This is a genomic window from Micromonospora tarapacensis (assembly GCF_019697375.1).
In the GTDB taxonomy this organism is placed as follows: Bacteria; Actinomycetota; Actinomycetes; order Mycobacteriales; family Micromonosporaceae; genus Micromonospora; species Micromonospora tarapacensis.
The window spans coordinates 452,967-475,544 of record NZ_JAHCDI010000004.1 but is presented as its reverse complement, the minus strand read 5'-3'; the positions used below and the strand labels follow the sequence as shown (position 1 = coordinate 475,544).

The following is a 22,578-nucleotide window of genomic DNA, read 5'->3' as shown; positions in this document are numbered from 1 at the left end:
GACCCAATCCGCGAGAAACCTCCCCGATGCCGCTACCTCATCACGTGCAGTTCGACCCGTTAACCTTTACCAGCTTGTCGCCCGTAGGGATGATCTTCATCTGGTAGCAGGAGTTGTTCTGCAGCGCGTTTGAACGGTAGATGGTGATGATCGCGTTCCATACCTTTGTGAGGTTGACCGCACCGGCGCCACAGGCCAAACTTGCCAGAGTCCTCAACAAAGGGTTTGGAATCTTGCCGACGGCAGTGCACCCTACCGCAAGAGCGGTACCGCCAACCGCGATGGCTGCGATGGCGTAGGCTCGGGCCTCCCAGCCGAACATATTGAGATAGACCCCAAAGCCGTAGGTGAGTTTGGGGTCGGCCACCACCGGAAACGCCGCACCGGCGGTGTCGGTCGTCTGCACCAGCGTGCTGCCGTTGAGCGTGTAGCTCGTGGGCAGGTATCGACCGCTGGCGTCCTTCGCCCAAGGCGCTTCGATTGCTCCGACAACAAGACCTGCCGAATCGATCAGGACGAACCCAGCGCCAACCGCCTTCACGCTCGTACCAGCCGGTAGCGACAACTCGTAGTAGTGCGTGCCGGGAGCCGCCGCGGTGTACATAACGGTCAGAATCTGAGCGCCGCCTTCGACGGGCCGCACGAGCGCATCCATGTCTCGGGCGACGTCACCGAACGCCCGACCGTCGCCCTCCGCTGCTGCCACACTGTCTCCGTCAGCAGCTAGGGCCAAGCCGACGCTGGCACCGTCAGCCACAACCTGCACCGCAGGACGATCCGCGCTGATCTTGGCCGCGCCCTTACGGGTTGGCAAGGCCTCTTCCGGCGAGTTCTGCAGGCCCACCTTGCTCATCGCCCGTTCGATCCGGTGCGACGGCGAAGAGGGCTGGGCAGCCGCCGGGACCGCCATAGTCGTCACGACCATCGCCACCGCCAATGCGCTAACGACGACACCTTGCGGCAATAACCGTTTCATCATCACATTACCCCGTTTCAATGTTTTACCGCTACCGATCCTGACACTTAGAATTGCACGGCGGATTAACGGCACCCAGAACCCGGCGCCGCCTACAAAATTAGAAATCCCCCGCTACGCCTGGAGCCTCCCTCCGGAACTAGTGCCCATAAAGTCACCGCGGTTTCCGCGGCGCCACAGGAGGGCAAAATTGAGTGACGCCTCCTTCGCCCCCGCGGCAGAGTCAATCTGACTTGAAGTAATTGAGGTTTGTCAAGGGGGTGACGGTGCCGCACTTTGGACAAACCTGGACGACGACCAGGATTACTTGCAGGTCAAGGTGTCGATCAGGGGTCTGAATCACAGGATTTCCCTTGAGGAAAACTTGAGGTTCCAACCTTGAAGGCGAAGTGAAGATAGCTGATCTTTATCGGTTCCCATAGAGCAACGTGACCTTCCCCTTAGAGTGGGCTTGACCAAGCGAGTTTCTAAGATCATTTAGCAAGGTCGGGGACAGTCAGCGCCTTCACGGTCCGGGTCTCGCGGCGGCCGTGTCCGGTGTCGCGGTGCTGGTCCCCGACCGGCACCTGCGCCCACGGTAGGCGCTTGAGCTGGGCGTACAAGGTCGGCGTGGAGTAAGCCGCGCGGCGCGGTGTCCCTTGTGGGGGTCCGTTTCCGCGCGACTCCTCCCCGAACCGGACGTGCGAGCTTTCCCCGCATCACGGCTCTCCAGTGTTGCTACTGCGTGTGCGGCTGTTGATGGATGTCGCCGTGGCAGCGGGCGCAGACGATCAGGGTCTTCCGTCGGCTGTCCCGCATGGCTTGCACCCAGGGTGGTGTGGCCGCAGGGCTGTATCTGTTGAGGTCGGCGAGTCGTGTGACGTGGTGGACGGTGATCCCGTCGTGGGCGTCGCAGAGTTCGCAGATCCCGGCGGTGAGCCGGGCGATGAGTTGGGTTCCCCGCCGGGTCGGCCACGCTCCGTCGATGAGGCGGGCGTGTTTGCGGCGGCGTAGCGGGATCCCGCCGAATCTGGCGGTGAATACCGTTCCGTTCGGGGTGCGCTGGGTCGCTTCGAAGCACCGGCGTTTCCCGTGGGGGGTGACGACGGTGGTTTGGTAGCGGTTTCGCATCACCCACGGTGGTCGGCGATATTTGGCTGCCAGGGTCGACATCATCGACCGTTCCATGACATAACGGAGCTTGTTGAGCCAGCTGATGTTTCCGGCCATCTGATAGTACTGGACATATCCTCGATATTCCGCGCCGTAGGAGGCGACGATGTTGTGGTCGCTGGTGCGGATCAGGTCGTTACGGATCAGGGGCTTGTTCTGTTTCCGCAGGTATTTTCGGCATCTGGCGTTGACGTTTTCCGGTGGGACACCGAGGGCGATGGAGCCGTTGAGTGATCGTTTGCCCTTGGTGTGCCAGGTGTCGGCCTGCCGTGTCCAGATGTCGTAGCCGAGGAACCGTGCCTTGTGGGTGCGGGCGTGGGTGATCAAGGTTTTCTCGGTAGAGAGAGCGAGCTTCAGATCCTTGCGCAGAAACGCGGTTAGCTCGTTCTTGATCTGTTCGGCTTCGGCCTTGGTGCCGGCGAATCCTAGGAGGTGATCGTCGGCGTAGCGGATATAGCGTAGCCGGCGGTAGTCCGGGTCGTGAACGTCGCGAGTGGGAATCGACTGCTGGATCTTGCGGTAGGTTTTGACCTTGTCGCGGTCGCCCTTCCTTTTCCAGTAGCCGACTCTTGACGTCGCGTTGTAGTACGCCCGGTTCGGCCGTCGGACTGTTCCGCGGGTCCAGGCCGGGACCATTTCCTGTTCCACGAATGTATCGAGACGGTCGAGATAGATGTTCGACAGGATCGGCGATATGACGCCGCCTTGTGGCGCACCGGAATGCGTGGCATGCCATTTCCAGTCTTCCAGATATCCCGCCCGCAGCATTCCTCCTACCAGGTTCAAGAACCGATTGTCGTGGATCTGCTCGGCGAGGATCGCGAGCATGACCTCGTGGTCGAGGCTCCCGAAGCAGTCGGCGATGTCGCCCTCGATGAACCAGGTCGTGCCCGTCCATGTCGAGGCGATCTCGTCGAGTGCGGTGTGGCAGCCCCGACCAGTGCGGAACCCGTGCGACCTGGTCGAGAACTGCGGTTCGTAGTACGCCTCCAACAGCAGGCGCACCACCTCACCGACCAGTTTGTCGGTCCAGGCCGGCAGCCCGAGGGGCCGTTGGGCTCCGTTCTTCTTCGGGATGTAAACCCGGCGGACCGGTGTGAACCGGTAGCGTTCGGCGCGAAGCCGACCGATGATGTCCCGGATGGCTTCCAGGCTCATCCCGTCGGGTGTTCTCCCATCGACTCCGGGCGTCATCGCGCCGTCGTTGGCGTAAATCCTCCCGTAGGCGATCAGAAACAACTGCTCGTTGAACAGTTGCCGATACAGCCGTTCCAGGGGCAGTTTTCGTCGTCCCCTGCCACGCAGGACTTTGAGTACCGTGTCAGCGCTCTGCATTACGCATACCTCCACTGTTTCTCACAGTCCGCATCACCTGCACCCCTTCGCCCTGTGAACGGCTTTCCCGTTCTCCTTGGCCGGGCGTTACTCCGGCGACTACTACGAGTGCTCCGACACCGCCAGCCGAACTGGGACGGTGATCCCACGTTCGTCTCTGACACACGAAATAGCGCGGCTGCAGGCGCCCCACTCATCTCCTTGAATACCCTCGCCGGGTATCGCTTCCGCCGCGAAGGTTGGCCAGGGCGAACCAGTACACCCCGACCACGACGGACACCGGTTTCAGATGCCTTTCCGGTCGCAGTAAATTGCTGCCGCTGGAGATTAGGGTTCAAACAATCAAGTCTTCGCCATACCGCACGGGTCTCCCGGCACGCCGTCTCGGGCATCTGAACCCGGCCGCCGATTTCCTGGCATGCTCTTGTCCCCTTCACCTTTCGGATCCAGGTAAGCCATCGGACCCAGCAGACCTCCCTTCGAGTCTGTCCCGCCTGAAACGGGGATGTGTCAGAGCGCCTCGTGGCGCACTGGTTGGCCTTGACCGACACGTACAGGTCCCCACCGGCGGCGGCGACAGCTCGGGCGTGGGCGACCTGCGTGTGCAGGGCGTCCGCGACGATCAACACCCCGGCCAGACTGTCCAAACGGGCCGCGACTTGCTCCAGTAGCGGGGCGATCGCCGGAATCTCGTTCGACTTCGCCGCGACCTGGACCTGCGCCAGGACCACACCGGTCGACGTGTCGTAGGCCGACAGCAGATGGAACCCGCCCCTCGGGCAGGGCTCAGGCAAGGTAGCCCTTTGTCTGTTTCACGTTATTCCGAGTAGTTGTAGTGGTCGGTAGGGGTTTCGGCTATTACGCCGGAGGGCTTTCGCGATCGTGGTGATGCCGGCCAAGCGGAGCAGGCTGATCGCGGTGTTTCGCAGGGTGGCCATGACACGCGGCGCGTTACCGGTGCGGATGCGGCTGGCGTCTTCGGCGTAGGTGGTGTCACGGATGTGGTGCAGAATCTCGATCGCCCAGTGTCCGCGCAACGCGTCGGCCAGGTCGGCGGGGCCGACCTGGGCTACGGTCAGGTTGGTGATCGCGTAGACGGTGACGGTGGACCATCGGCCGGTACTGAGGTTCAACCGGCGGCGCCGGATCCGTAAGGCTTGCACGGCGTGCGGGAAGTCCAAGGCGAGCGTGCCGGTGCAGGTGACCACTTGCAGGCGGCGGATGTCGTATCGTCCGTGTCCGCGGTTGCCGGTCTCGTCCTGAACCGGGATTTTCGCCCAGGGTATGGCCTTGAGCTGCCGATACAGACGCGGCTGATTCTTCTTTACCGTGAAGACGTAGGCGGCTTTCTTGTCGTCGGCCAGCCAGTGGGCGTGCTCGCGGTGGGTGTGCAGCGCGTCGGCGGTGACGATCACCCCGGCAAGGTCGAGTGGCTCCAGCAGCGGCCGGAACCGGGTCAGCTCGTTCGTTTTGCCGTCCACATCGACCTGGCCGAGGACGGCGCCGGTGTGCTGGTCCAGCACGGCGAGCAGATGCACCTGGCCGCCGGCCGGGCCGCTGCCGCGCAACGTCTTGCCGTCCACGCTGTACACCCGCCGGTGGTTGTCCGCCGCCGCCTGGGACGCGATGATCCACCGGCCGACCGTGTCGTCCAGGGCGTCAGCGTCGACACCGGCCAGAATCCTGCGGAAGGTCGACTCGTCCGGCGCCCGATGCCGTCCCGTGAGCGGATCACGCCACACGCCGAGCCCGGCCAGCACCGGCTGCGGAGCGTCGGCCGCCCACTCCGCGACCGCAGCAGCTGAACGGGCTCCGGCCAGCACCACTGCGACCGCGGTGGCCAGGACCCCGGCGAGCGGATGCACCACACCCGCCGATCACGCCGGTCCGGCACCACGGCCAACGCCTCGACCAGACTCGCCCGGCACGAAGCAGGCAACGACACTGCGACCTGATCCGCGTGCACAGCCAGCACACCGATCAGCGATGATGATCCCAACGGGCGCGGTCCTCGATTGATCCATCTCAGCCTCGACACCTGAATGATCACCGAGAGACCGCGCCCGGCCTCATCTCACCATGATCAGGAGTGTCCGCCCAAGACACTCACACCGGGCATTCCGCTACCTTGCCTGAGCCCTGTGTCCGAGGCACACCGCCGGCTACAGGATGCGCTGGCAGCTCGATCGGTCGACAGGGTCAGGAGCACGGCGTTCGCGCAGCTCATGCTGGTCACGGTGCTGATCGGCAAGGAGCGGATAGACGAGGCGTGCGCGTTGACCCACCAGACCCTCGACGAGATCACGAGCCTCGGCTCAAGCATGATCCTGGATCAACTGCTACACACTTCCGTACTGCTACGGTCACAGGCCAAGACGTACACCGAGATTCCCGCGCTCCTTGAGCGGCTCCAACGGACGATCCGAGAGCGATCATGGATCGGTACGATGGGTGCGCTACGGGTAGGAGCAGCCGGTGCCGGAAGACTCGACGGCGGATGACCGTCCACTCTACGAACGAGACCCCGATGCGTGGCACGCCCACCTCGCCGAGGGCAACGCCAAGCAACCCCGCAAACGGGTGGGCGCAGACGTCCTGATCAGGAACGAACAAGGCCACGTACTGCTCGTCAACCCTCGCTACAAGCCGGACTGGGATCTTCCCGGCGGCATGGCCGAGGCCAACGAACCGCCGCACCTCGCTGCCGAACGCGAACTGCGTGAGGAGCTTGGTATCGAGCGTCTCCGCAACGCCGCATCAGCCCATCGAACCGGCAATTGTCGCTATCTAGTGAACGGGATGCCGCCGGTCAGGTGATAGAAGAGAAGCCGTCGGGTGATCCGTTTCGGGCCGACCGTGCGCCCGCACTCGCCTGTTGACCCACTCGGCGTCAGATCGGGCGGCGGCCGGCGAAGCCGCAGTCGGCGCGGTGGTACCAACGCACGTCGGTGTCCCCCTCCAGCCAGCACCAGAGGACCTGACGGCCGTCGCGCTCGCCGGGAAAGTCGAGCAGCATCGGTGCCACGCTCTTGACCTCGATGCCGTGCTGCCGGATCTCGTCGAGGACCGCGTGCAGGCGAGCCTCCAACGCCTTGGCCTCTGGCCGGCCGCCCAGCGCGCTGAGCCCGTGGGCGGCCAGGTCGGCCTGCAACTCGGCCAGGTCGGCCCGGACCCGGATCAGTTCTTCGACGCGGGGGTACAGGGTGGCCACCAGGTACCGGGCCTGGGCGAGAGTGAACACCGCGCCAGTATGCGTCACCACGTGGTGCGTCGGGGAGGCCGTGGCTCACTCGGCCTGGGCGGCCAACTCCCGCGCCCGGTCACGGGCCGCCTCCAGGGCGGCCAGCAGAGCCGCGCGTACGCCGTGGTTCTCCAGCTCGCGGATGGCGGAGATGGTGGTGCCGGCGGGCGAGGTGACCGCCTCGCGCAGCTTCACCGGGTGCTCGCCGGAGTCGCGCAGCATCACCGACGACCCGATCGCGGTCTGCACGATCAGGTCGTGCGCCACCTGCCGGGGCAGGCCGAGCAGGATGCCCGCGTCGGTCATCGCCTCCACCAGGAGGTAGAAGTACGCCGGGCCGGAGCCGGAGAGGGCGGTGACGGCGTCCTGCTGGGTCTCGGGCACCCGGATCGTCGCGCCCAGCGGCTTGAACATGTCCTCGGCGAGCGCCAGGTGTTCGCCGGTGGCGTGCGCCCCGGCGGAGATCGCGGTCATCGCCTGGTCCACCAGGGCCGGGGTGTTGGTCATCACCCGCACCACCGGGGTGCCCTCCGGCAACCGGCGGCTGAAGAAGCTGCTCGGCAGGCCGGCGCAGAGCGAGATGACCAGCTTGCCGGCGGGCACCTTGGGCCCGATCTCGTCGAGCAGCGCGGCGGCGTCCTGCGGCTTGACCGAGACGGCCAGCACCTCGGCCTCGTCGACCGCGGTCAGGTTATCCACCACCCGGACGCCGTAGCGGGCGGCCAGTTCCTCGGCGCGGGCCGGGCGGCGGACGGTGGCCAGCAGCCGGTCCGCCGGCCAGCCCGAGCGCAGCAACCCGGAGAGCATCAACTCACCGATCTTGCCGGCACCGATCACGGCGACGGTGTGCACTCCGGCTGACACCTGGCGTACCCCCTTCGTGGGCCGGCGTCGCGACGGGCCGCCGCGACGCCGGAACGACGATCAGCTGCCGAAGAAGACCTCGGCCTCGACGTACCGCTCCAGCGGCACGGTCTTCAGCTCACGGGTGGCCTCGGCGAGCGGGACGCGGACGATGTCGGTGCTCTGCATCGCGACCATCTTGCCCCAGTCGCCCTCGTGCGCCGCGTCGATCGCGTGCAGGCCGAGCCGGGTGGCGAGCACCCGGTCGAACGCGGTCGGGGTGCCGCCGCGCTGGATGTGCCCGAGCACGACCGTGCGGGCCTCCTTGCCGGTCCTGGCCTCCATCTGCTCGGCCAGCCACTGGCCGATGCCGCCGAGCCGGACGTGGCCGAACGCGTCCAGTTCCTGGTTCTGCAGGACCATCTGGCCCTCCAGCGGCTGGGCGCCCTCGGCGACCACGACGATCGGGGCGTACTGGTGCTGGAAGCGCTTCTCGACGTAGCCGGCGACCTGGTCGACGTCGAACTTGCGCTCGGGCAGCAGGATCACGTTGGCGCCGCCGGCCAGGCCGGCGTGCAGGGCGATCCAGCCGGCGTGCCGGCCCATCACCTCGACCACCAGGGTGCGGTGGTGGCTCTCGGCGGTGGTGTGCAGCCGGTCGATCGCCTCCATCGCGATGTTGACCGCGGTGTCGAAGCCGAACGTGTAGTCGGTGGCGCCGAGGTCGTTGTCGATGGTCTTCGGCACGCCGATGACGTTGACGCCCAGCTCGTGCAGCTTGGTGGCGACGCCGAGGGTGTCCTCACCGCCGATGGCGATGAGCGCGTCGACGCCCTGCGCGGCCAGGTTGTCCTTGATCCGCTCGACGCCGCCCTCGATCTTGAAGGGGTTCGTCCGGGAGGAGCCGAGGATGGTGCCGCCACGGGGCAGGATGCCGCGCACCTCCGCGATGCCCAGCGGGCGGGACAGACCCTCCAGCGGGCCCTTCCAGCCGTCCCGGAAACCCACGAATTCATGGCCGTAGCTGGCGACGCCCTTACGGACCACCGCCCGGATGACCGCGTTGAGACCCGGGCAGTCGCCGCCGCCGGTGAGCACGCCGATACGCATGATTTGCTCATCCTCCTGGGGAGCATCTGGTCAAGCCCGATCAAGCCCCAGGATATGTGTCAGGTCAGACCCTCGGCACCGTTGCCGGCCCGGGGCGGGCCGTGGATACGAACTGTAGTAGCCGCCGCCGTACGCCCGACAGCGCGCCCCCATTACCAACGAGTAGCCGACCTCGTCCTATGAACCGGTTATCGCCCGCCACCGGGCCAGGTTGTGCCGGGCGTCGACCAGGGCGTCGTGCCGGGCCGCCGCGGCGTTCGGCAGCCGGGGACGGCCCCGGTCGTCCCACAGTTGGCGCAACTCCTTGGTGTACCGGGGGATCTCCCGGGGCAAAGCCGGCATCGCGCCCCACAGCTGCGCCAGCACCACGTGGTCGTACGCGGCGTACCAGGCCCACAGCTCCAGTTCCTCGCCGGGACGATCCCGGATCGGCTCGACGAGGAAGTCGTACAACTCGTCCCGGATGCGCTCGCGGGACCGCCAGGCCCGATCCGCCGGGGAGGGCAGCTTGTCCAGCACGTGGCGGCGGACCCAGGGCACCGCCCGGGACGCGTCGAACTCGGTGGAGACCGCGTAGAACTCGCGGTCGTACTCGTCGACGACGCCGATCGAGACCAGGTCCACGGTCCGGCCGTCCTCGATGAACTCGCAGTCGTAGAAGTAGCGGTAAGCCATCCCCGTCATCCTCGCCGACGCCCGCCGCCCGCCGACGGGCGGGGCGGTGGCACCGGGAGCGCTTCCATCCGCCCTGGCCGAGCCAGGCCCAGCTCGAACCGGTCACGGAAGTGATTTGAGGGGTGTACAGCACGCGACCGGACCGTCATGATCTGATGTGTACCGCCGCCGGACGCCGAACGGGTGTCAGATCACCTCATCAGGAGCCGCCAGGCTCGCCCGGTGAGCGACGGGGGGTCCTTGACCGGGGAGGGGTGGGGCCGTGGAGATGCGCCTGCCGGAGCCGGGCGACGCGCTCACGGGTGTCGACATGTTCGCCGGGCTGGAGCCGGAGGTGCGTCAGCGGGTGGTCGCCGCCGCGGTACCCCGGACGTACCGCAAGGGCCAGCTGTTGTTCGTGGAGAACGACCCGGGTGAGTCGCTGATCATCCTGCGCCGGGGCGCGGTGGCCGTGTTCCGGACCGCGCCCACCGGCGAACGAGCCATCCTGACCGTGATGCGCCCACCGGACGTGCTCGGGGAGGTCTCCCTGCTGGATGCCTCGACCCGGTCGACCTCGGCCGAGGCGATCGAGGACACCGCGGCCCTGGCGTTGTCCCGGCCGGCGTTCATGGAGCTGGTGCACTCGAACGCGCGCATCCTCGACGCCGTGATGCGGTCCCTCGGCGCGCTCATCCGCCGGCTGACCGAGCAGAACGCCGACCACGTCTTCCTCGACCTGCCCGGCCGGGTGGCCAAGACGCTGGTCCGGCTGGCCGGCGAGAGTCAGGCCCCGATGATCACCATCGAGCTGAACCAGAGCCAACTCGCCGAGATGGCCGGCGGCTCACGGCAGAGCGTCAACCAGGCGATCGGGTCGTTCGCCAGCCGGGGCTGGCTGCGTACCGAGGGCCGGCGGATCGTGGTCACCGACGTGCCCGCGCTGCGCCGCCGGGCGGGCATGAACGACCGTTGAGCTGACGGGGCGGGGCTGGGACGTCCGTCCCGGCCCCGCCCGCGTACCTCCCGGTCAGGGATTGGTGCTGCCCGGCCCGGCCCAGTCCGTGCCACCCGGCCCGGCCCAGTCCGTGCCGTCCTTGCCACCGCTGGGCACCTCGCCGACGATCCCCTGCGCCTGCAGCAGGGCGAGGGTGGCGGCGTCCACGTCCACCGAGTCCCCGGCGGGGTGGGTGATCCCGTTGCCATCGGTCCAGTCACTTTGCAGCATCACGTACACCATGGAGCTGTCCCCCTGATCAGCGGTCGACGAATCGGCTGCCTGAATCTAGCCGTTCGGGACACGTTGAGCTGCCCGGCTGAGTGTCCACAAACCAACAGCCCGGTACCCGACAGCGCGCTGGGGGGCAATACTCGACCCTGCGCCCCCGGGCGTCGGGGGCCCGCCAGTGGAGGGTGACATCGCCGCGCAGTGTGACCGCTGTGGACGTAGCGCCGCCGACGGCGACCGCTTCTGCGGTGGCTGTGGCGCGGAGCTCGGTGCCGTCTGCCCGCACTGCCTGCGGCCACTCGCCCCGGACGTGGCCTTCTGCACCTCCTGCGGCTCGCCCCGGGCCGGCACCGACCGCCCGGTCAACATGGGTCAGGAGGACCGCCGCCGGGTCAGCGTGCTCTTCGTCGACCTGATCGACTTCACCCCGTACGTCGAGCGGGCCGACCCGGAGCTGGTGCGCGGCATGCAGACCGGGTTCTTCTCGGCCGCGCGGCGGGTGGTCGGCCAGTACGGCGGGGTGGTGGAGAAGTACATCGGTGACGCGGTGATGGCGCTGTTCGGCGCGCCGGTGGCCACCGAGACCGACGCCCTGCGGTGCGTACGGGCGGGGTTGGAGCTGCAACGGGTGCTCACCCGGTTCACCCCCACCGGCACCGACGGGCTGCGCTTCCGGGTCGGCGTGGCGACCGGCGAGGCGCTTGTCGACGTGGCCGCCGCCCGCGACGGCGGGCAGGCCATCGTCGCCGGCGACGTGGTCAACACGGCCTCCCGCCTACAGTCCGTGGCGCCCCCCGGTGGAGTGCTGGTCGACGGCACCACGCACGCGCTGACCCGCAACACCATCCGGTACGACGAGCAGCCCCCGATCACCCTGCGTGGCCGGTCGGCCCCCACGGAGGTGTGGCTGGCCCTGTCGGCGGTACGCCAGCAGTCCACCGACCGCGAGCCGGACACCACGCCGCTGATCGACCGCGAGCACGAGCTGGGCATGCTGGTCAACGCCCTGCACCGCAGCCTGCGCGACCGCCGGCCCCAGGTGGTCACCGTCTTCGGCCGGGCCGGCATCGGCAAGAGCAGGCTGGTCCGAGAGCTGCACCGGCACGCCGGCCGGCTGGTGGACGAGCCGCTGACCTGGCGGATCGGCCGGTGCCCGCCGTTCGGCGAGAACGTGACGTTCGCCGCGCTGGCCGACATCGTCAAGGCCGAGGCGGGCATCCTCGACACCGATCCGGCCGCCAGCGCCGCGCAGCGACTCGCCGCGGCCGTCGGCGAACTGGTCGGCGTGGGCGAGCGGGACCGCGTGGTCGGCGCGCTACGCCCGCTGGTCGGCCTGGCCGGTATGCCGTTGCCGGCCGAGGAGGCGGAGTCGGCGTGGCGGCGGTTCCTGCTCGCGCTGGCCGCCCGTCGCCCCACCGTGCTGATCTTCGAGGATCTGCACTGGGCCGACGACGCGATGCTGCGTTTCGTGGAACTGCTCGGCGCGGCGGCCCGGGAGGTGCCGTTGCTGCTGCTCTGCACCGCCCGCCCGGAGCTGGTCGATCGGGACCCGAGCTGGGCGGGGACCATCACCGGGTCGGTGACCATCGCGCTGCCACCGTTGCGGGACACCGGCATCGCCGCGCTGTACGCGCACATGTTCGGCCAGGCCGCGTTCTCCGCCGACCTGCTGACCCCGCTGATCGAGGTCGCCGGCGGCAATCCGCTCTACGCACACGAGTACGTCCGGATGCTGATCGAGCAGGGTGCGCTGCGGCAGTCCGGGCGCGGCTGGTCGCTGGAGAAGCACCTGGATCTGCCGATGCCGGAGAGCGTGCACGCCGTCATCGCCAACCGGGTCGACCTGCTCGACGCCAAGGACCGGGCGGTGCTGCTGGCCGCGTCCGTGGTCGGGGTGCAGTTCTGGCCCGGGGCGGTGGCCGCCGCCGTCGGGCAGCCGGTCGAGTCCGTCGAACGCGCCCTGCGCCGGTTGGAGCAGCGGGACTTCGTCCACGAACAGGCCGCCTCCACGATGGCGGGTCAGCCGGAGTACCGCTTCCGGCACGTGCTGGTCCGCGACGTCTGCTACCAGCGGCTGCCGCGTACCGAGCGGGTGGCCCGGCACGACCGGACGGCCGACTGGCTGGACACGCTGTCCCAGAGCCGGGACACCGACCTGGCCGAGGTGCTGGCCCACCACCGCTGGGCGGCGCACGAGATCGCCCGCTCGCTGGGCATGGAGACCCTCCGCTTCGCCGGGCCGGCGCGGGCCGCACTGCACCGGGCGGCCCGCCGGGCGTACGCGCTGCACGGGCTGGAGGCCGCGGCCAGTCACGCCGGGCGGGCCCTCGGCCTGGCCGACGACTCCGACCCCGTGGGCCGGCTGCAACTGGAGCTGCTCAGCACCGAGATCTCGTTCTACCGCGACGGCAACGCCTTCCTCTCCGGCGGCGGCCCGGAGCAGGTGCAGGCGCTGGCCGACCGGCTGCTGGCGTACGGCGACGAGGCGTGTGCGGCGCGGGCCTGGACGCTGCTCGGTCAGGCGGCGTGGCTGCGCGCCGACCGACGGGCCGCGCTGGCCTGCCTGGACCGGGCGGTGCGGCTGTTCGACCCGCTGCCGGACAGCGCGCAGAAGGCCGACGCCTTCGCCGAACTGGGCCGGCTGCACATGCTCAACTACGAACGGGACCCGGCGGTGGCGGCGGCCGACACGGCGGCGGAGATCGGCGACCGGCTCGGACTCAGCGAGACCCGCACCAACGCCCGGATCACCGCGGCCACCGCCCGCTACCAGGCCGGCGACCGGGCCGGGTTGGACGAGCTGTACGCCATCGTCGAGTTCAGCCGCGCCGGGCAGCTGCTCGCGCTGCCCCGGGCCACCCAGAACCTCGCCTACGCCGTCCGCGAGGAGGGCGACTGGCTGCGCTCCGACGCCCTGCTCTCGGCGGCTCCGGCCCGCACGGCGAGCGGGCAGACGCTGACCACCAGCTACTCCGGCGAGGCGATGCGGGCCTGGTTCGAGGGGGACTTCGGTCGGCTGCTCGCCGCCGCCGAGGCGTTCGTGGACACCCCGACCGGCAGCTGGGACATGCAGGTGCGCGGCCTGCGGTCCTGCCTGCTGGTACTGCGTGGCCAGCCGGTGCCGCCGGCCGCCGGCCCGCCGGCCGCGCCGGATCCGGACGGCCCGGCGGAGGACGCGCTTGAGGCGGCTGGCCCGGCGACGGTCTCGTCGGCCCCGGGCGACGACGTGGCCGCGGCGTTGGACACCGCGCGGCGCAGCGGCTTCCACCGGCTGCGCTGGACGATGCTGGCGATGGGCGCGCTGTGCCGGGCGGTGCAGGGGCGCACCGACGAGGCCGCCGCGCTGGTCGACGAGTTGGCCGAGGCATGGATGGCGGTGCCGGCGCTGGCCAGTGGCGAGTGGATCGCCGCGGCCGGCTGGGCGGCCACCGTCGCCGGGCGCAAGCCCGCCGCCCGGGTACGCACCATGCTCGACCGGGTCGGGCACCGTACGCCCTGGTCGGAGGCGGCACTGCGGACCGTGACCGGCGCGCTGGCCGGCGCCGACGGCGACCACCGGCGCGCCGCCGAGCTGCACCTGGCCGCCGCCGAGATCTACGCCGGCATCCCCGACGTCACCGACCGGATGCTGGCGTTGACCTTCGCGGTGCGGGAGCTGGAGTCGGCCGGTGACCGGGCGGCGGCCGGTCCGCTGCTGGTCGAGCTGCGTGCCTTCGCCCACCGCAACGGCGCGCCGGGCCTGCTCGCCCTGGCCCACCCGCCCACCGCCGAGGCGCAGACGCTGGCCTCCTGACCCGATCAGGCGGCGGGAGTGGCGGGCGCCGGCCCGGCAACGCACGCCCCGATCGGACCGGCTGTCACCTTCGGTACCGGCGGCTCGCCCGCACACTGTCCCTTCGCCGCCCCTTTGCTCTGCTTCAACAGACGCAACGGTCACTCTCCGTGTCTGCCGCTGCTCGAAGCCGCGTTGCCGCCGCCCTCATTACGCCTGTTCAAGCCCGGTTGCGTGGGTTGAAGCAGAGCAAAGGATTGGCAAGGACATCGGGCGCCGGAGTGACACCCGACACGGAGGGTTGCCGTCACGGAAAGTCGCTTTCTGGTGGTGGATCCACCCACCGCCGTACGCCGCGCCACAAGGCACTCCCCGAACCGGCCCCGGACGTGTCACGATTCAGAGCACGGCGCGCGGGGGCGCACCGACAGGGCTGGACGCGGGGCGCGCCGGTGGCGCGATGAGGAGGATGGTCCGGTGTCAGCGGGTGGGGCCCGCCGGGGACGGCGGGACAACGGGATCGACGCCAGCGAGTACGCCATCGCCGGCGATGTCGACCCGCGCGTCGGCGAGCACCTGCTCGACGTGTTGGCGGCCGGCGGGATCGCCGCCTACCTGCAGCCCTCCGCGGATCTGAACCCGGTCACCCGCACCACCACCGTGCCGCCCCGGCCGGTCGACCGGCTCTACGTGGACCGTTCGCATCTGAGCACCGCTCGGGACTACCTCAGCCAGCTCGCCGACGAGACCGGCGGCGGGCGGTCCGAGGACGAACCGGACATCGACGCCGAGTGGGAGCGGATCGTCGCCGGTTTCCACGCCTCGCCCGGCACCGGCGACCATCCGTGGCCGGCCTCGGAGGACGTGGACGACCAGGCGGGCCCGGGCGGCGGCACGGCCACTGCCACCCGGCCAGGCACCGACGACCCGACCGGGCCGACCGGGCCGACCGGGCCGACCACCACCGACGTGCGCCGGCTGCCCTACGCGGCCGACGTCTCCGGCGTGTCGGTGGGGCGCGGCCCCGGGACGGCGACGGGCCGTCGCTGCTGGACGGGCTGGACACCTTCGGCGCGGATCTGCCCGGCGGCCCGCACGACGACGAGCGCTACGTCCCACCGCCACCCCCGCCGCTGCCCCGGGTGTCGAAGTACGCGGTGGCCGGCGTGCTCGCCGTGGTGGCCGGATTCGCGCTGTTCCTCTTCCCCGACCTGCTCCCCGCCGATCAGGGCATCGTGACGCTGCTCGGCTTCACCGGCATCCTCGCCGGCTTCGTCACGCTGGTGTGGCGGCTGCGTCCGGGTGACCCCGACGATCGCGATCCCGACGACGGCGCCGTCGTCTGAGCGGTCGCCCGGATACCGGGACGGTGGCCGCCCGCGCCAGCGGGCGTAACAGTGGTGTAACTTACTGTCAGTAGGAATACCGCAGTACGTCACTTCACCCGCCGACTGCCCGGTTGTTCCTCCCTTGTGGCGGTCACTCCCCTGCTGATCGGAATGCCCGAGATGCGACAGAGTTCCCTCGTGGTGGTGGCCAACCGCCTACCCATCGACGACAGTGTGGCGCCCGACGGCGCCTGCGAGTGGCGCCGCAGCCCCGGTGGGCTGGTCAGCGCGCTGCACCCCTGCTGCGACACACCCCGCGACCTGGGTCGGCTGGGCCGGCGGGACCGGACCCGCGCCCGCCCTGCCCGACATCGACGGGGTACGGATGCACAGCGTGCCGCTGACCAGCGAAGACCTGCACGACCACTACGAGGGCTTCGCCAACGCGACCCTCTGGCCGATCTACCACGACGCCGTCGAGCAGCCCGAGCACCACCGGCGCTGGTGGGACGCGTACCAGCGGGTCAACCAGCGGTTCGCCGAGGCCACCGCCCAGGTCGCCGAGACCGGCGCGGTGATCTGGGTGCAGGACTACCACCTGCAACTGGTGCCCGGGCTGCTCCGCGCCCTGCGGCCCGACCTGCGCATCGGGTTCTTCCTGCACGTGCCGTTCCCGCCGCCGGAGTTGTTCATGCAACTGCCCCGCCGGGCCGAGTTGCTGCGCGGCATGCTCGGTGCCGACCTGGTCGGCTTCCAGCGGGCCCAGGCCGCGCACAACTTCGCCCAGCTCGTGACGAAGGTGCTGGGCCTGCCGGCCACCGACCGACGGATCGCGGTCGGCGACCGGATGGTGCGCATCGGCGCCTTCCCGGTCTCGATCGACACCGTCGAGATGGCCGCGCTGGCCGGACGGGCGGACGTCGCCGAGCGGGCCCGCCGGTTGCGCCATGACCTTGGCAGCCCCGACCAGGTGATCCTCAGCGTCGACCGGATGGACTACACCAAGGGCATCGAGCAGCGGCTCAAGGCCTACAGCGAGCTGCTCGCCCACGGGGACGTCAAGGTCCGCGACACGGTGCTCGTGCAGGTCGCGGTGCCCAGCCGGGAGCGGGTCAGCCAGTACCAGATCCTCCGCGATCGGGTCGAGCGGGAGGTGGGGCGGATCAACGGCGAGTTCGGCCGGGTGGGCGAGCCCGCGATCCACTACCTCACCCAGCCGTTCGACCGCGCCGAACTGGCCGCCCTCTATCGGGTCGCCGACGTGATGGCGGTGACCCCGTTGCGCGACGGGATGAACCTCGTCGCCAAGGAGTACGCCGCCGCCCGGGTGGACCAGACGGGCGCGCTGCTGCTCAGCGAGTTCGCCGGGTCCGCCGCCGAGCTGCCGCAGGCGTACCTGGTCAACCCGCACGACCTGGAAGGGCTCAAGCAGGGTCTACTCGCGGCGTTGCGCGCCGACCCGGCCGACGTCCGGGCCCGGATGCGGGCCATGCGCGAGCACCTGCACGAATACGACATCCGGGCCTGGGCCCGCTCCTACCTGTCCACCCTGGACCAGAACGGCTCGCTGCTCACCCGCCTCAGCGGCAGCTGAGGCGGGCCGCCCGCCGCTCAGGACCGGTCGTCGCGGGTCGGTTCCTTGACCAGCCAGTCGAGGATCGCGTCGATCGGCTCCCGCCACCGGGCGTCGAGCATCAGGTCGTGTCCCATGCCGGGGAAGAGCAGCGGAGCCGACCCGTACCGCCGGGCCGCGCGGGTCAGCACCGAGGCGGGCACCACCCGGTCGTCCGGGCTGCCCAGCACCAGCACCGGCGGGCCGCCGACCGCCGGCTCCGGGTCGGCGCCGGCAAGCAGCTGCCACTGGGCACGCCGGGCGGCCCGGCCCAGCCGGGCGGCGTAGCGCCGGGCGTCGGCGTCGGGCAACTCGCGGCTGAACAGCTGCCGGCGGCTCAGCCGCAGGCCGCCGCCGAACAGCGCCGGCAGGGTGCCGAGCGGGTTGCGGCGCACCGCGGCGCCGAACGTCGCCCAGCCGCCGAGCACCGGCGCCACCAGCACCGCCGCCCGGGCCGGATAGCGGGCCAAGGCGTGCGCGACCACCAGGGCTCCGGCGCCGTGCCCCACCAGCACCGCCCGGCGCGGCAGCCCCGCCGCCACCTGGACCACGTCGTGGGCGTACGCCCGCAGCGTCGCCTCCGGCGCCGGGCCGCTGCCACCGTGCCCGCGCAGGCTCACCGCGTGCGCGCCGAAGCCGCGGGCGGCGGCGTGCCCGAGCCAGTGCTCGGCGTACGCCCAGGCGCCGTGCCCGAAGCCGGGCACGAACAGCAGCGGCGGCCGTCCCTCCTCCAGCTCGGGCGTGGCGCTGAGCACCTCGCGCCGGACCGGGCGGACCGGCCGAGCCCACTCCCAGTCCCGCACGAGCCGGACCCGCTGACCGGCCGCACCATGCTGGCTCACTTGCCCTCCAGGTCACGCAGGGCGCGCTCCAGCGCGCGCAGGTAGTCGGCGTGGCCGACCTCGAACCAGTGCCGGGACGAGTCCTTGACCGGCCCGGAGTAGCGTTCGCCGGCACCGGAGCGGACCCGGGCGGCGAAGGCCGCGGCCCGCTCCGGCCGGGTGGTGCGCAGCCGCAGCAGCCGGGCGAACAGCACGGCCTGCCAGTGCGACAGGGTGAACAGGCCGGAGTCCGGCTGGACCAGGCCCGCCACCGCGAGGGTCGGATGGTCCGGCACGAAGGCGTTGAGCCACAACCGGGGCCGGCCCACACCCTCGTCGTCGCCGAGGATCTTCGCGTCGAGGAACTCGAAGCGCGGCAGGTAACCGGTGGCGAAGACGACCAGCTCCGGGTCGATCTGCCGGCCGTCGGTCAGCTCCACCGAGTGCGGGTGGAACCGCGCCACGTCCGGCACCGGGCTGATCGTGCCGTGCCCGACGTGGTAGACGAGCTGGCTGTTGGCGATCGGGTGGGTCTCGTACACCCGGTGGTCCGGCTTCGGCAGGCCGAAGCGGGCCAGGTCGCCGACGGTCAGCCGCAACGTCCGGTGGTAGAACCACTGCCGCACGCGCAGCGGCACCCGCAGCGCCAGCAGGGTGTCGTTGACCTGGTCGACCGGGCGGCCGAAGACGTACTTCGGGGCGTACCAGTAGCCCCGCCGGGTCGAGTGCCAGCAACGCGACGCCTGCTGGGCGGCCTCCACCGCGATGTCGCAGCCGGTGTTGCCGGCGCCCACCACCAGCACCCGCTTGCCGCGCAACTGCGCCGGGTCCTTGTAGGAGGAGGCGTGCATGACCTCCCCCCGGAACTGCTCCAGCCCTTCGTACCGGGGCAGCTTGGGTGACCAGTTGTGCCCGTTGGCGATCAGCACGGCGGCGTAGCGGGAGGTGCGTTCGGGCCCGTAGCCGCCGGTGCTGCGGGTGGTGACGTCCCAACGGTCGTCCTCGGCCGGCTCGACGCGCACCACCTCGGTGCCGAACCAGACGTACCGCCGCAGGTCGAAGTGGTCCGCGTAGCGCTCGAAGTAGGCCAGCAACTGGCTGTGATGCGGGAAGTCCGGCCAGTCGTCGGGCATCGGGAAGTCGGGGAACTGGGTGAACGGCCGCGACGAGACCAGGTGGGTACTGGCGTACACCGGGCTGCGGTCGTGTCGCCAGTTCCAGGCACCGCCGACGCCGGTCTCGCGCTCGTAGCAGTCGACCCCGAAGCCATGCTCGGCGAGGTTCTTCACGGCGGTCAGGCCGCTGGCACCGGCGCCGATGACACAGACGGTGTCGCCCCGGTCGGCGACCGGGCGGCCGTCGCGGCTGCGGGCGAGCGTGGTCGTCTCCGGATCAGGCCGGCCGTGCGCGGTGGGGGTGGGCACCGGAGGTCTCCTTCGTCTCGGCACGAGTGCCGGGTCGCGCGAAATCCTCTCCACAACGGAGCGGGATGTCCAGTCCGCCGGGGGCTCGACTGTCAGCCGGCGGCTGGCAGCAGCAGGTCCACCAGGACCGGAAAATGGTCGCTGGCCCGGCGGGTCAGCGGCGTGTCCACCACGTCGTAGTCGACCACCGTGACCCGCGGGTCCACGAACAGCGCGTCGATGCGCCGCCGGGGAGCCGCGCAGGGGTAGGTGAAACGTGCGTCCCGGCCGGCGGCCACCGCCGCGTCGGTCAGCCCCGGGCCACGGTGGTCCACGCCGGTCCGCCCGGCTCCTCGTTGAGGTCGGCGGCGGCGACCACCGGGTGGCCGGCGGCCGACAGGTCCCGTTTGAACAGCTCCGCCTGCCCGGGCCGCTCGGCCGGGTCGGTGGACAGGTGCGAACCGGCCAGGGTGAACCGGGCGGACGTGCCCACCCGGCAATCGGCGTAGGCGGCGCCGCGCAGGTGCCGGCCGGGGTCAGCGGGAAGCGCCGGCATCGGGTGCCGGTCACCCGCACCCGCAGGCTGGTCAACAGCAGGTTGCCCAGCGACGGCAGCCCGCCCGCGGCGACCACCAGGCCGAACGAGCCGGCCAGCGCCGCCGACTTCGCCCGCCATCGAAACCGGCGCGGCCCCTCCTGGACCACCACCACGTCCGGTGCCGTCGCGCGGATCACCGCGGCCAGCGCGGCGGTGTCGTCGCGCTGGCCGTGGACGTTGTACGACACGACGCGCAGCGGCACGCCGGGGTGGGTCACCTAGATCCGCCGGGCCAGGTCGGCCGCGCCGATGACACCGGCGGAGTTGCCCAGTTCGGCCGGGCGGATCTCGGCCACCGACAACCGGCTGCGCTGCGCCAGGGACTCGGTGAACGAGCGACGGGTCGGGCCCATGAGCAGGTCACCGGCGTCGATGACGCCACCGCCGACGACGAGGATCTGCGGGTCGAGGATCTGCGCCATGTCGGCCAGGCTTGTCCCCAGCCAGCGTCCGACCTGGGCGAACGCCTCCGCGGACACCGGGTCGCCGCCCTTGGCCGCGGCGGTGACCATCGGTCCGGTGATCGCCTCGGCCTCGCCGTCGGCCAGCTCCAGCAGGGCGGTGGCCCGGTGCGGCTCCTGCCGGGCGGCGGCGCGGGCGAACCGGACCAGCGCGCTGCCGCTGGCGTACTGCTCGATGCAGCCAAGCCGCCCGCAGCCGCACTGGTGCCCGTCGGGGACGGTGAGCATGTGGCCCAGTTCGGCGGCGATGCCGTTGGCCCCCCGGACCAGGTCGCCGCCGAGCACGATGCCGCCGCCGACACCGGTGCCGATGGTGAACATGACCATCGAGTCGTCGGCGTGCCGGGCGGCGCCGTAGCGGAACTCCGCCCAGGCGGCGACGTTGCCGTCGTTCTCCACGATCACCGGCAGCTCGACCGCCGCGCTGACGTACGCCCGCAGCGGCTCGTCGCGCCAGGCCAGGTTGGGGGCGAAGAGCACGGTGGAGCGGCTGGCGTCGATCCATCCGGCCGCACCGATGCCGACCGCCTGGATCTCGTGCCCGGCGGCCAGTTCGCTGACCAGCTCGATGATGACGTCGCGGGTCTTACCGACGTCGTCGGCGGGGGTGTCCCGTCGGGTCTGCACGAGGACCGTGCCGGTGTCATCGACGACACCGCCGGCCACCTTGGTGCCACCGACGTCGACTCCGATGGTCAGCGTCACCGCTGCCACTCCCCTCTGCTGTGCCACCCCGCGCGCACCTGCACTCGCCGGTGACGCGGGTCGTCCCTGGTCAGGCTCTGTCGCCTGGTGCGCCCGGCCGCCCACCACCCGGCCCGGCCCGGCCCCGCGGTGCGGGCTCACCGCCCGGCGCGGGCTCGCCGGGCATCCGGGAGGTGGGCACCACGCGGCGGTCGGTCGACGCTCGGCGCCCGGCCGGCGGGACCGGCCCGGCGGCGTCGGCGGGCGCGGCGGCCGGGCCGGTGACGTCCTCCGCCCGGGTGGCGGCGGACCAGACGTCCCGCTCCGGTGCCGGCTGAGAATCATGCCCGGTACGGGTCGCCTCGCGCCACACGCGGTCGCCGTCGGATTCGGCCGCGGTGGCGCCGGCGGTGCCGGGGAGGTTCGGCGGGGGTGAAGGCCCGCAGAAAACTGGCCAGGCCGGCGGCCAGATCGCCGGCTCCGGTCGCCAATCGCTCGGCGAATTCGGGACTCGGGTCACGCAACGCGGCGATTCCCCGGCAGACCGGGCAGGCAACACATTCGGCGGCTCCGGTGGCGAAACCACCCCCGGTGGTGCCGGAACCACCCGGCGCGCCGCTGTGACCGACGACACTGCTCACGATCCCACCGAGCGGGCCCCACGGCACCGCCGCGGGGTTGGCGGCGGCCAGCCGCACGCCGGCCAGCAGAGTGGCGACCAGCCGCTCCGCCTCTTCCCGGGCCGAGCCCGGATCTGTCGCACCCATGCTGGGCTCCTCTACCGCGGCGGCCGGGTCGCCGGACGCGTCACTGCGCCGCACCTGATGCTTCTACCCGGCGCTTGAGTTGCTTCAACGCGGCATCCATGATCATTTTTTCGGCCTTGCGGCGGAACATCCCGATCATCCCGACCGCGAGCTCCACCTCCAGGGTGTAGGTCACCGTGGTGACGTCATCGGCCTCGGCGACCAGGTCGTACGCGCCACGCTGGGCCTTCTGCATCCGCGACGGGGCGAGCAGGTGCCACTCGATGCGGGACAGATCCTCGGCGTACGCGTACGCCAGCACGTACTCGTCGACCAGCACACCGGCGTCGAGGACGAAACGGACCTGGCTGGCGTAGCCGTCCTCGTACTCCTCGACGACCTCGACCTCGCGGACCGCGTCGGTCCACTCGGGGTAGCTCGGAAAGTCGCAGATGACCGCCGCCACCCGGTCCGGTGCGGCACCGATGGTGATCGACTGGGTGGAGGAGTCCGCCATGGGGGGAGGCTACCCGCCCGCGGGTGCCCGCGTGCCGCGCCGCCCACCTGCGATGTGCCCGCCGGCCCGCCGGCCGGGTAGGTTTCGACAGAGCCGA

The 22,578-nt window shown here is 70.6% G+C and carries 17 protein-coding genes and 4 pseudogenes; 6 read left to right on the top strand and 15 right to left on the bottom strand.

Annotated elements, in window-relative coordinates; genetic code table 11:
- Nucleotides 1-40: 40 nt before the first annotated feature.
- The 4 genes from KIF24_RS08220 to KIF24_RS08205 all read right to left on the bottom strand — a co-directional run bounded on the left by KIF24_RS08220 (nucleotide 41) and on the right by KIF24_RS08205 (nucleotide 5,286).
- Nucleotides 41-997 (bottom strand): hypothetical protein, encoded by a 957-nt coding sequence (locus KIF24_RS08220; RefSeq protein ID WP_221083524.1) that lies wholly within the window; start codon nucleotides 995-997, stop codon nucleotides 41-43.
- A 696-nt stretch (nucleotides 998-1,693) separates the two neighbouring features.
- Nucleotides 1,694-3,463, bottom strand: a complete 1,770-nt coding sequence (locus tag KIF24_RS08215; RefSeq protein WP_221083523.1) for a reverse transcriptase/maturase family protein — start codon at nucleotides 3,461-3,463, stop codon at nucleotides 1,694-1,696.
- Nucleotides 3,463-4,257, bottom strand: coding sequence for a transposase (locus KIF24_RS32345; protein ID WP_230415379.1), 795 nt, complete (start codon nucleotides 4,255-4,257; stop codon nucleotides 3,463-3,465). Before KIF24_RS32345 ends, KIF24_RS08215 begins: the two co-directional genes overlap by 1 nt.
- Before the next feature lie 18 nt (nucleotides 4,258-4,275).
- A complete protein-coding gene (locus tag KIF24_RS08205) occupies nucleotides 4,276-5,286 on the bottom strand; it encodes an ISAs1 family transposase (protein WP_331461354.1) in 1,011 nt (336 codons plus the stop codon).
- 318 nt (nucleotides 5,287-5,604) lie between these two features.
- On the opposite strand from KIF24_RS08205, the gene KIF24_RS08200 reads away from it, so the two are divergent.
- Together KIF24_RS08200 and KIF24_RS32340 are read left to right on the top strand one after the other, a co-directional pair.
- Complete coding sequence (locus tag KIF24_RS08200; RefSeq protein WP_221083522.1) at nucleotides 5,605-5,964, top strand: hypothetical protein; 360 nt, start codon at nucleotides 5,605-5,607, stop codon at nucleotides 5,962-5,964.
- A complete protein-coding gene (locus KIF24_RS32340; RefSeq protein ID WP_331461040.1) occupies nucleotides 5,939-6,280 on the top strand; it encodes an NUDIX hydrolase in 342 nt (113 codons plus the stop codon). The genes KIF24_RS08200 and KIF24_RS32340 overlap by 26 nt, the downstream gene beginning before the upstream one ends.
- Nucleotides 6,281-6,353: 73 nt before the next feature.
- Here the strand turns inward: KIF24_RS32340 and KIF24_RS08190 are convergent, their stop codons facing one another.
- The 4 genes from KIF24_RS08190 to KIF24_RS08175 form a co-directional block, all read right to left on the bottom strand.
- Entirely contained in the window at nucleotides 6,354-6,704 is a 351-nt protein-coding gene (locus tag KIF24_RS08190) for a DUF2203 domain-containing protein (protein WP_221083521.1), read from the bottom strand.
- Nucleotides 6,705-6,749: 45 nt separating this feature from the next.
- Nucleotides 6,750-7,568: a pyrroline-5-carboxylate reductase gene (gene proC / locus KIF24_RS08185; RefSeq protein WP_221083520.1), complete on the bottom strand. Its 819-nt coding sequence runs from the start codon at nucleotides 7,566-7,568 to the stop codon at nucleotides 6,750-6,752.
- Between the two features lie 60 nt (nucleotides 7,569-7,628).
- Entirely contained in the window at nucleotides 7,629-8,657 is a 1,029-nt protein-coding gene (locus tag KIF24_RS08180; protein ID WP_221083519.1) for a 6-phosphofructokinase, read from the bottom strand.
- A gap of 177 nt (nucleotides 8,658-8,834) precedes the next feature.
- Nucleotides 8,835-9,332 (bottom strand): polyadenylate-specific 3'-exoribonuclease AS, encoded by a 498-nt coding sequence (locus KIF24_RS08175; protein ID WP_221083518.1) that lies wholly within the window; start codon nucleotides 9,330-9,332, stop codon nucleotides 8,835-8,837.
- Between the two features lie 262 nt (nucleotides 9,333-9,594).
- On the opposite strand from KIF24_RS08175, the gene KIF24_RS08170 reads away from it, so the two are divergent.
- On the top strand, nucleotides 9,595-10,287 hold the full coding sequence (locus tag KIF24_RS08170; RefSeq protein ID WP_221083517.1) for a Crp/Fnr family transcriptional regulator: 693 nt from the start codon (nucleotides 9,595-9,597) through the stop codon (nucleotides 10,285-10,287).
- A gap of 54 nt (nucleotides 10,288-10,341) precedes the next feature.
- Here the strand turns inward: KIF24_RS08170 and KIF24_RS08165 are convergent, their stop codons facing one another.
- Nucleotides 10,342-10,539: a hypothetical protein gene (locus KIF24_RS08165; protein WP_230415378.1), complete on the bottom strand. Its 198-nt coding sequence runs from the start codon at nucleotides 10,537-10,539 to the stop codon at nucleotides 10,342-10,344.
- Nucleotides 10,540-10,717: 178 nt separating this feature from the next.
- Here KIF24_RS08165 and KIF24_RS08160 point away from each other — a divergent pair, with 178 nt between their 5' ends.
- The 3 genes and pseudogenes from KIF24_RS08160 (at nucleotide 10,718) to KIF24_RS08150 (ending at nucleotide 17,233) form a co-directional block, all read left to right on the top strand.
- Nucleotides 10,718-14,332: an ATP-binding protein gene (locus KIF24_RS08160; RefSeq protein ID WP_221083515.1), complete on the top strand. Its 3,615-nt coding sequence runs from the start codon at nucleotides 10,718-10,720 to the stop codon at nucleotides 14,330-14,332.
- Between the two features lie 456 nt (nucleotides 14,333-14,788).
- Nucleotides 14,789-15,657, top strand: a pseudogene (locus KIF24_RS08155) (DUF308 domain-containing protein).
- Between the two features lie 162 nt (nucleotides 15,658-15,819).
- Nucleotides 15,820-17,233 (top strand): annotated as a pseudogene (locus KIF24_RS08150) (alpha,alpha-trehalose-phosphate synthase (UDP-forming)).
- A 17-nt stretch (nucleotides 17,234-17,250) separates the two neighbouring features.
- Here KIF24_RS08150 and KIF24_RS08145 read toward each other — a convergent pair.
- The 6 genes and pseudogenes from KIF24_RS08145 to KIF24_RS08120 all read right to left on the bottom strand — a co-directional run bounded on the left by KIF24_RS08145 (nucleotide 17,251) and on the right by KIF24_RS08120 (nucleotide 22,481).
- Entirely contained in the window at nucleotides 17,251-18,093 is an 843-nt protein-coding gene (locus tag KIF24_RS08145) for an alpha/beta hydrolase (protein ID WP_221083514.1), read from the bottom strand.
- The gene (locus tag KIF24_RS08140; RefSeq protein ID WP_221083513.1) at nucleotides 18,090-19,496 is read right to left on the bottom strand and encodes a flavin-containing monooxygenase; all 1,407 of its coding nucleotides are present in this window, start codon (nucleotides 19,494-19,496) and stop codon (nucleotides 18,090-18,092) included. The genes KIF24_RS08145 and KIF24_RS08140 overlap by 4 nt, the downstream gene beginning before the upstream one ends.
- Before the next feature lie 92 nt (nucleotides 19,497-19,588).
- Nucleotides 19,589-20,291 (bottom strand): annotated as a pseudogene (locus tag KIF24_RS08135) (endonuclease/exonuclease/phosphatase family protein).
- Entirely contained in the window at nucleotides 20,292-21,239 is a 948-nt protein-coding gene (locus KIF24_RS08130) for an ROK family glucokinase (protein ID WP_221083512.1), read from the bottom strand.
- A gap of 70 nt (nucleotides 21,240-21,309) precedes the next feature.
- Nucleotides 21,310-21,985, bottom strand: a pseudogene (locus tag KIF24_RS08125) (hypothetical protein).
- Between the two features lie 40 nt (nucleotides 21,986-22,025).
- Nucleotides 22,026-22,481: an SRPBCC family protein gene (locus KIF24_RS08120; protein ID WP_221083511.1), complete on the bottom strand. Its 456-nt coding sequence runs from the start codon at nucleotides 22,479-22,481 to the stop codon at nucleotides 22,026-22,028.
- Nucleotides 22,482-22,578 lie beyond the last annotated feature (97 nt).

Bases quoted from the DNA above. Each gene is read 5' to 3' on its own strand.
- KIF24_RS08165 (WP_230415378.1), bottom strand. From the start codon at position 10,539: ATGCTGCAAAGTGACTGGACCGATGGCAACGGGATCACCCACCCCGCC.
- KIF24_RS08215 (WP_221083523.1), bottom strand. From the start codon at position 3,463: ATGCAGAGCGCTGACACGGTACTCAAAGTCCTGCGTGGCAGGGGACGA.
- KIF24_RS08120 (WP_221083511.1), bottom strand. From the start codon at position 22,481: ATGGCGGACTCCTCCACCCAGTCGATCACCATCGGTGCCGCACCGGAC.
- KIF24_RS08175 (WP_221083518.1), bottom strand. From the start codon at position 9,332: ATGGCTTACCGCTACTTCTACGACTGCGAGTTCATCGAGGACGGCCGG.
- KIF24_RS08180 (WP_221083519.1), bottom strand. From the start codon at position 8,657: ATGCGTATCGGCGTGCTCACCGGCGGCGGCGACTGCCCGGGTCTCAAC.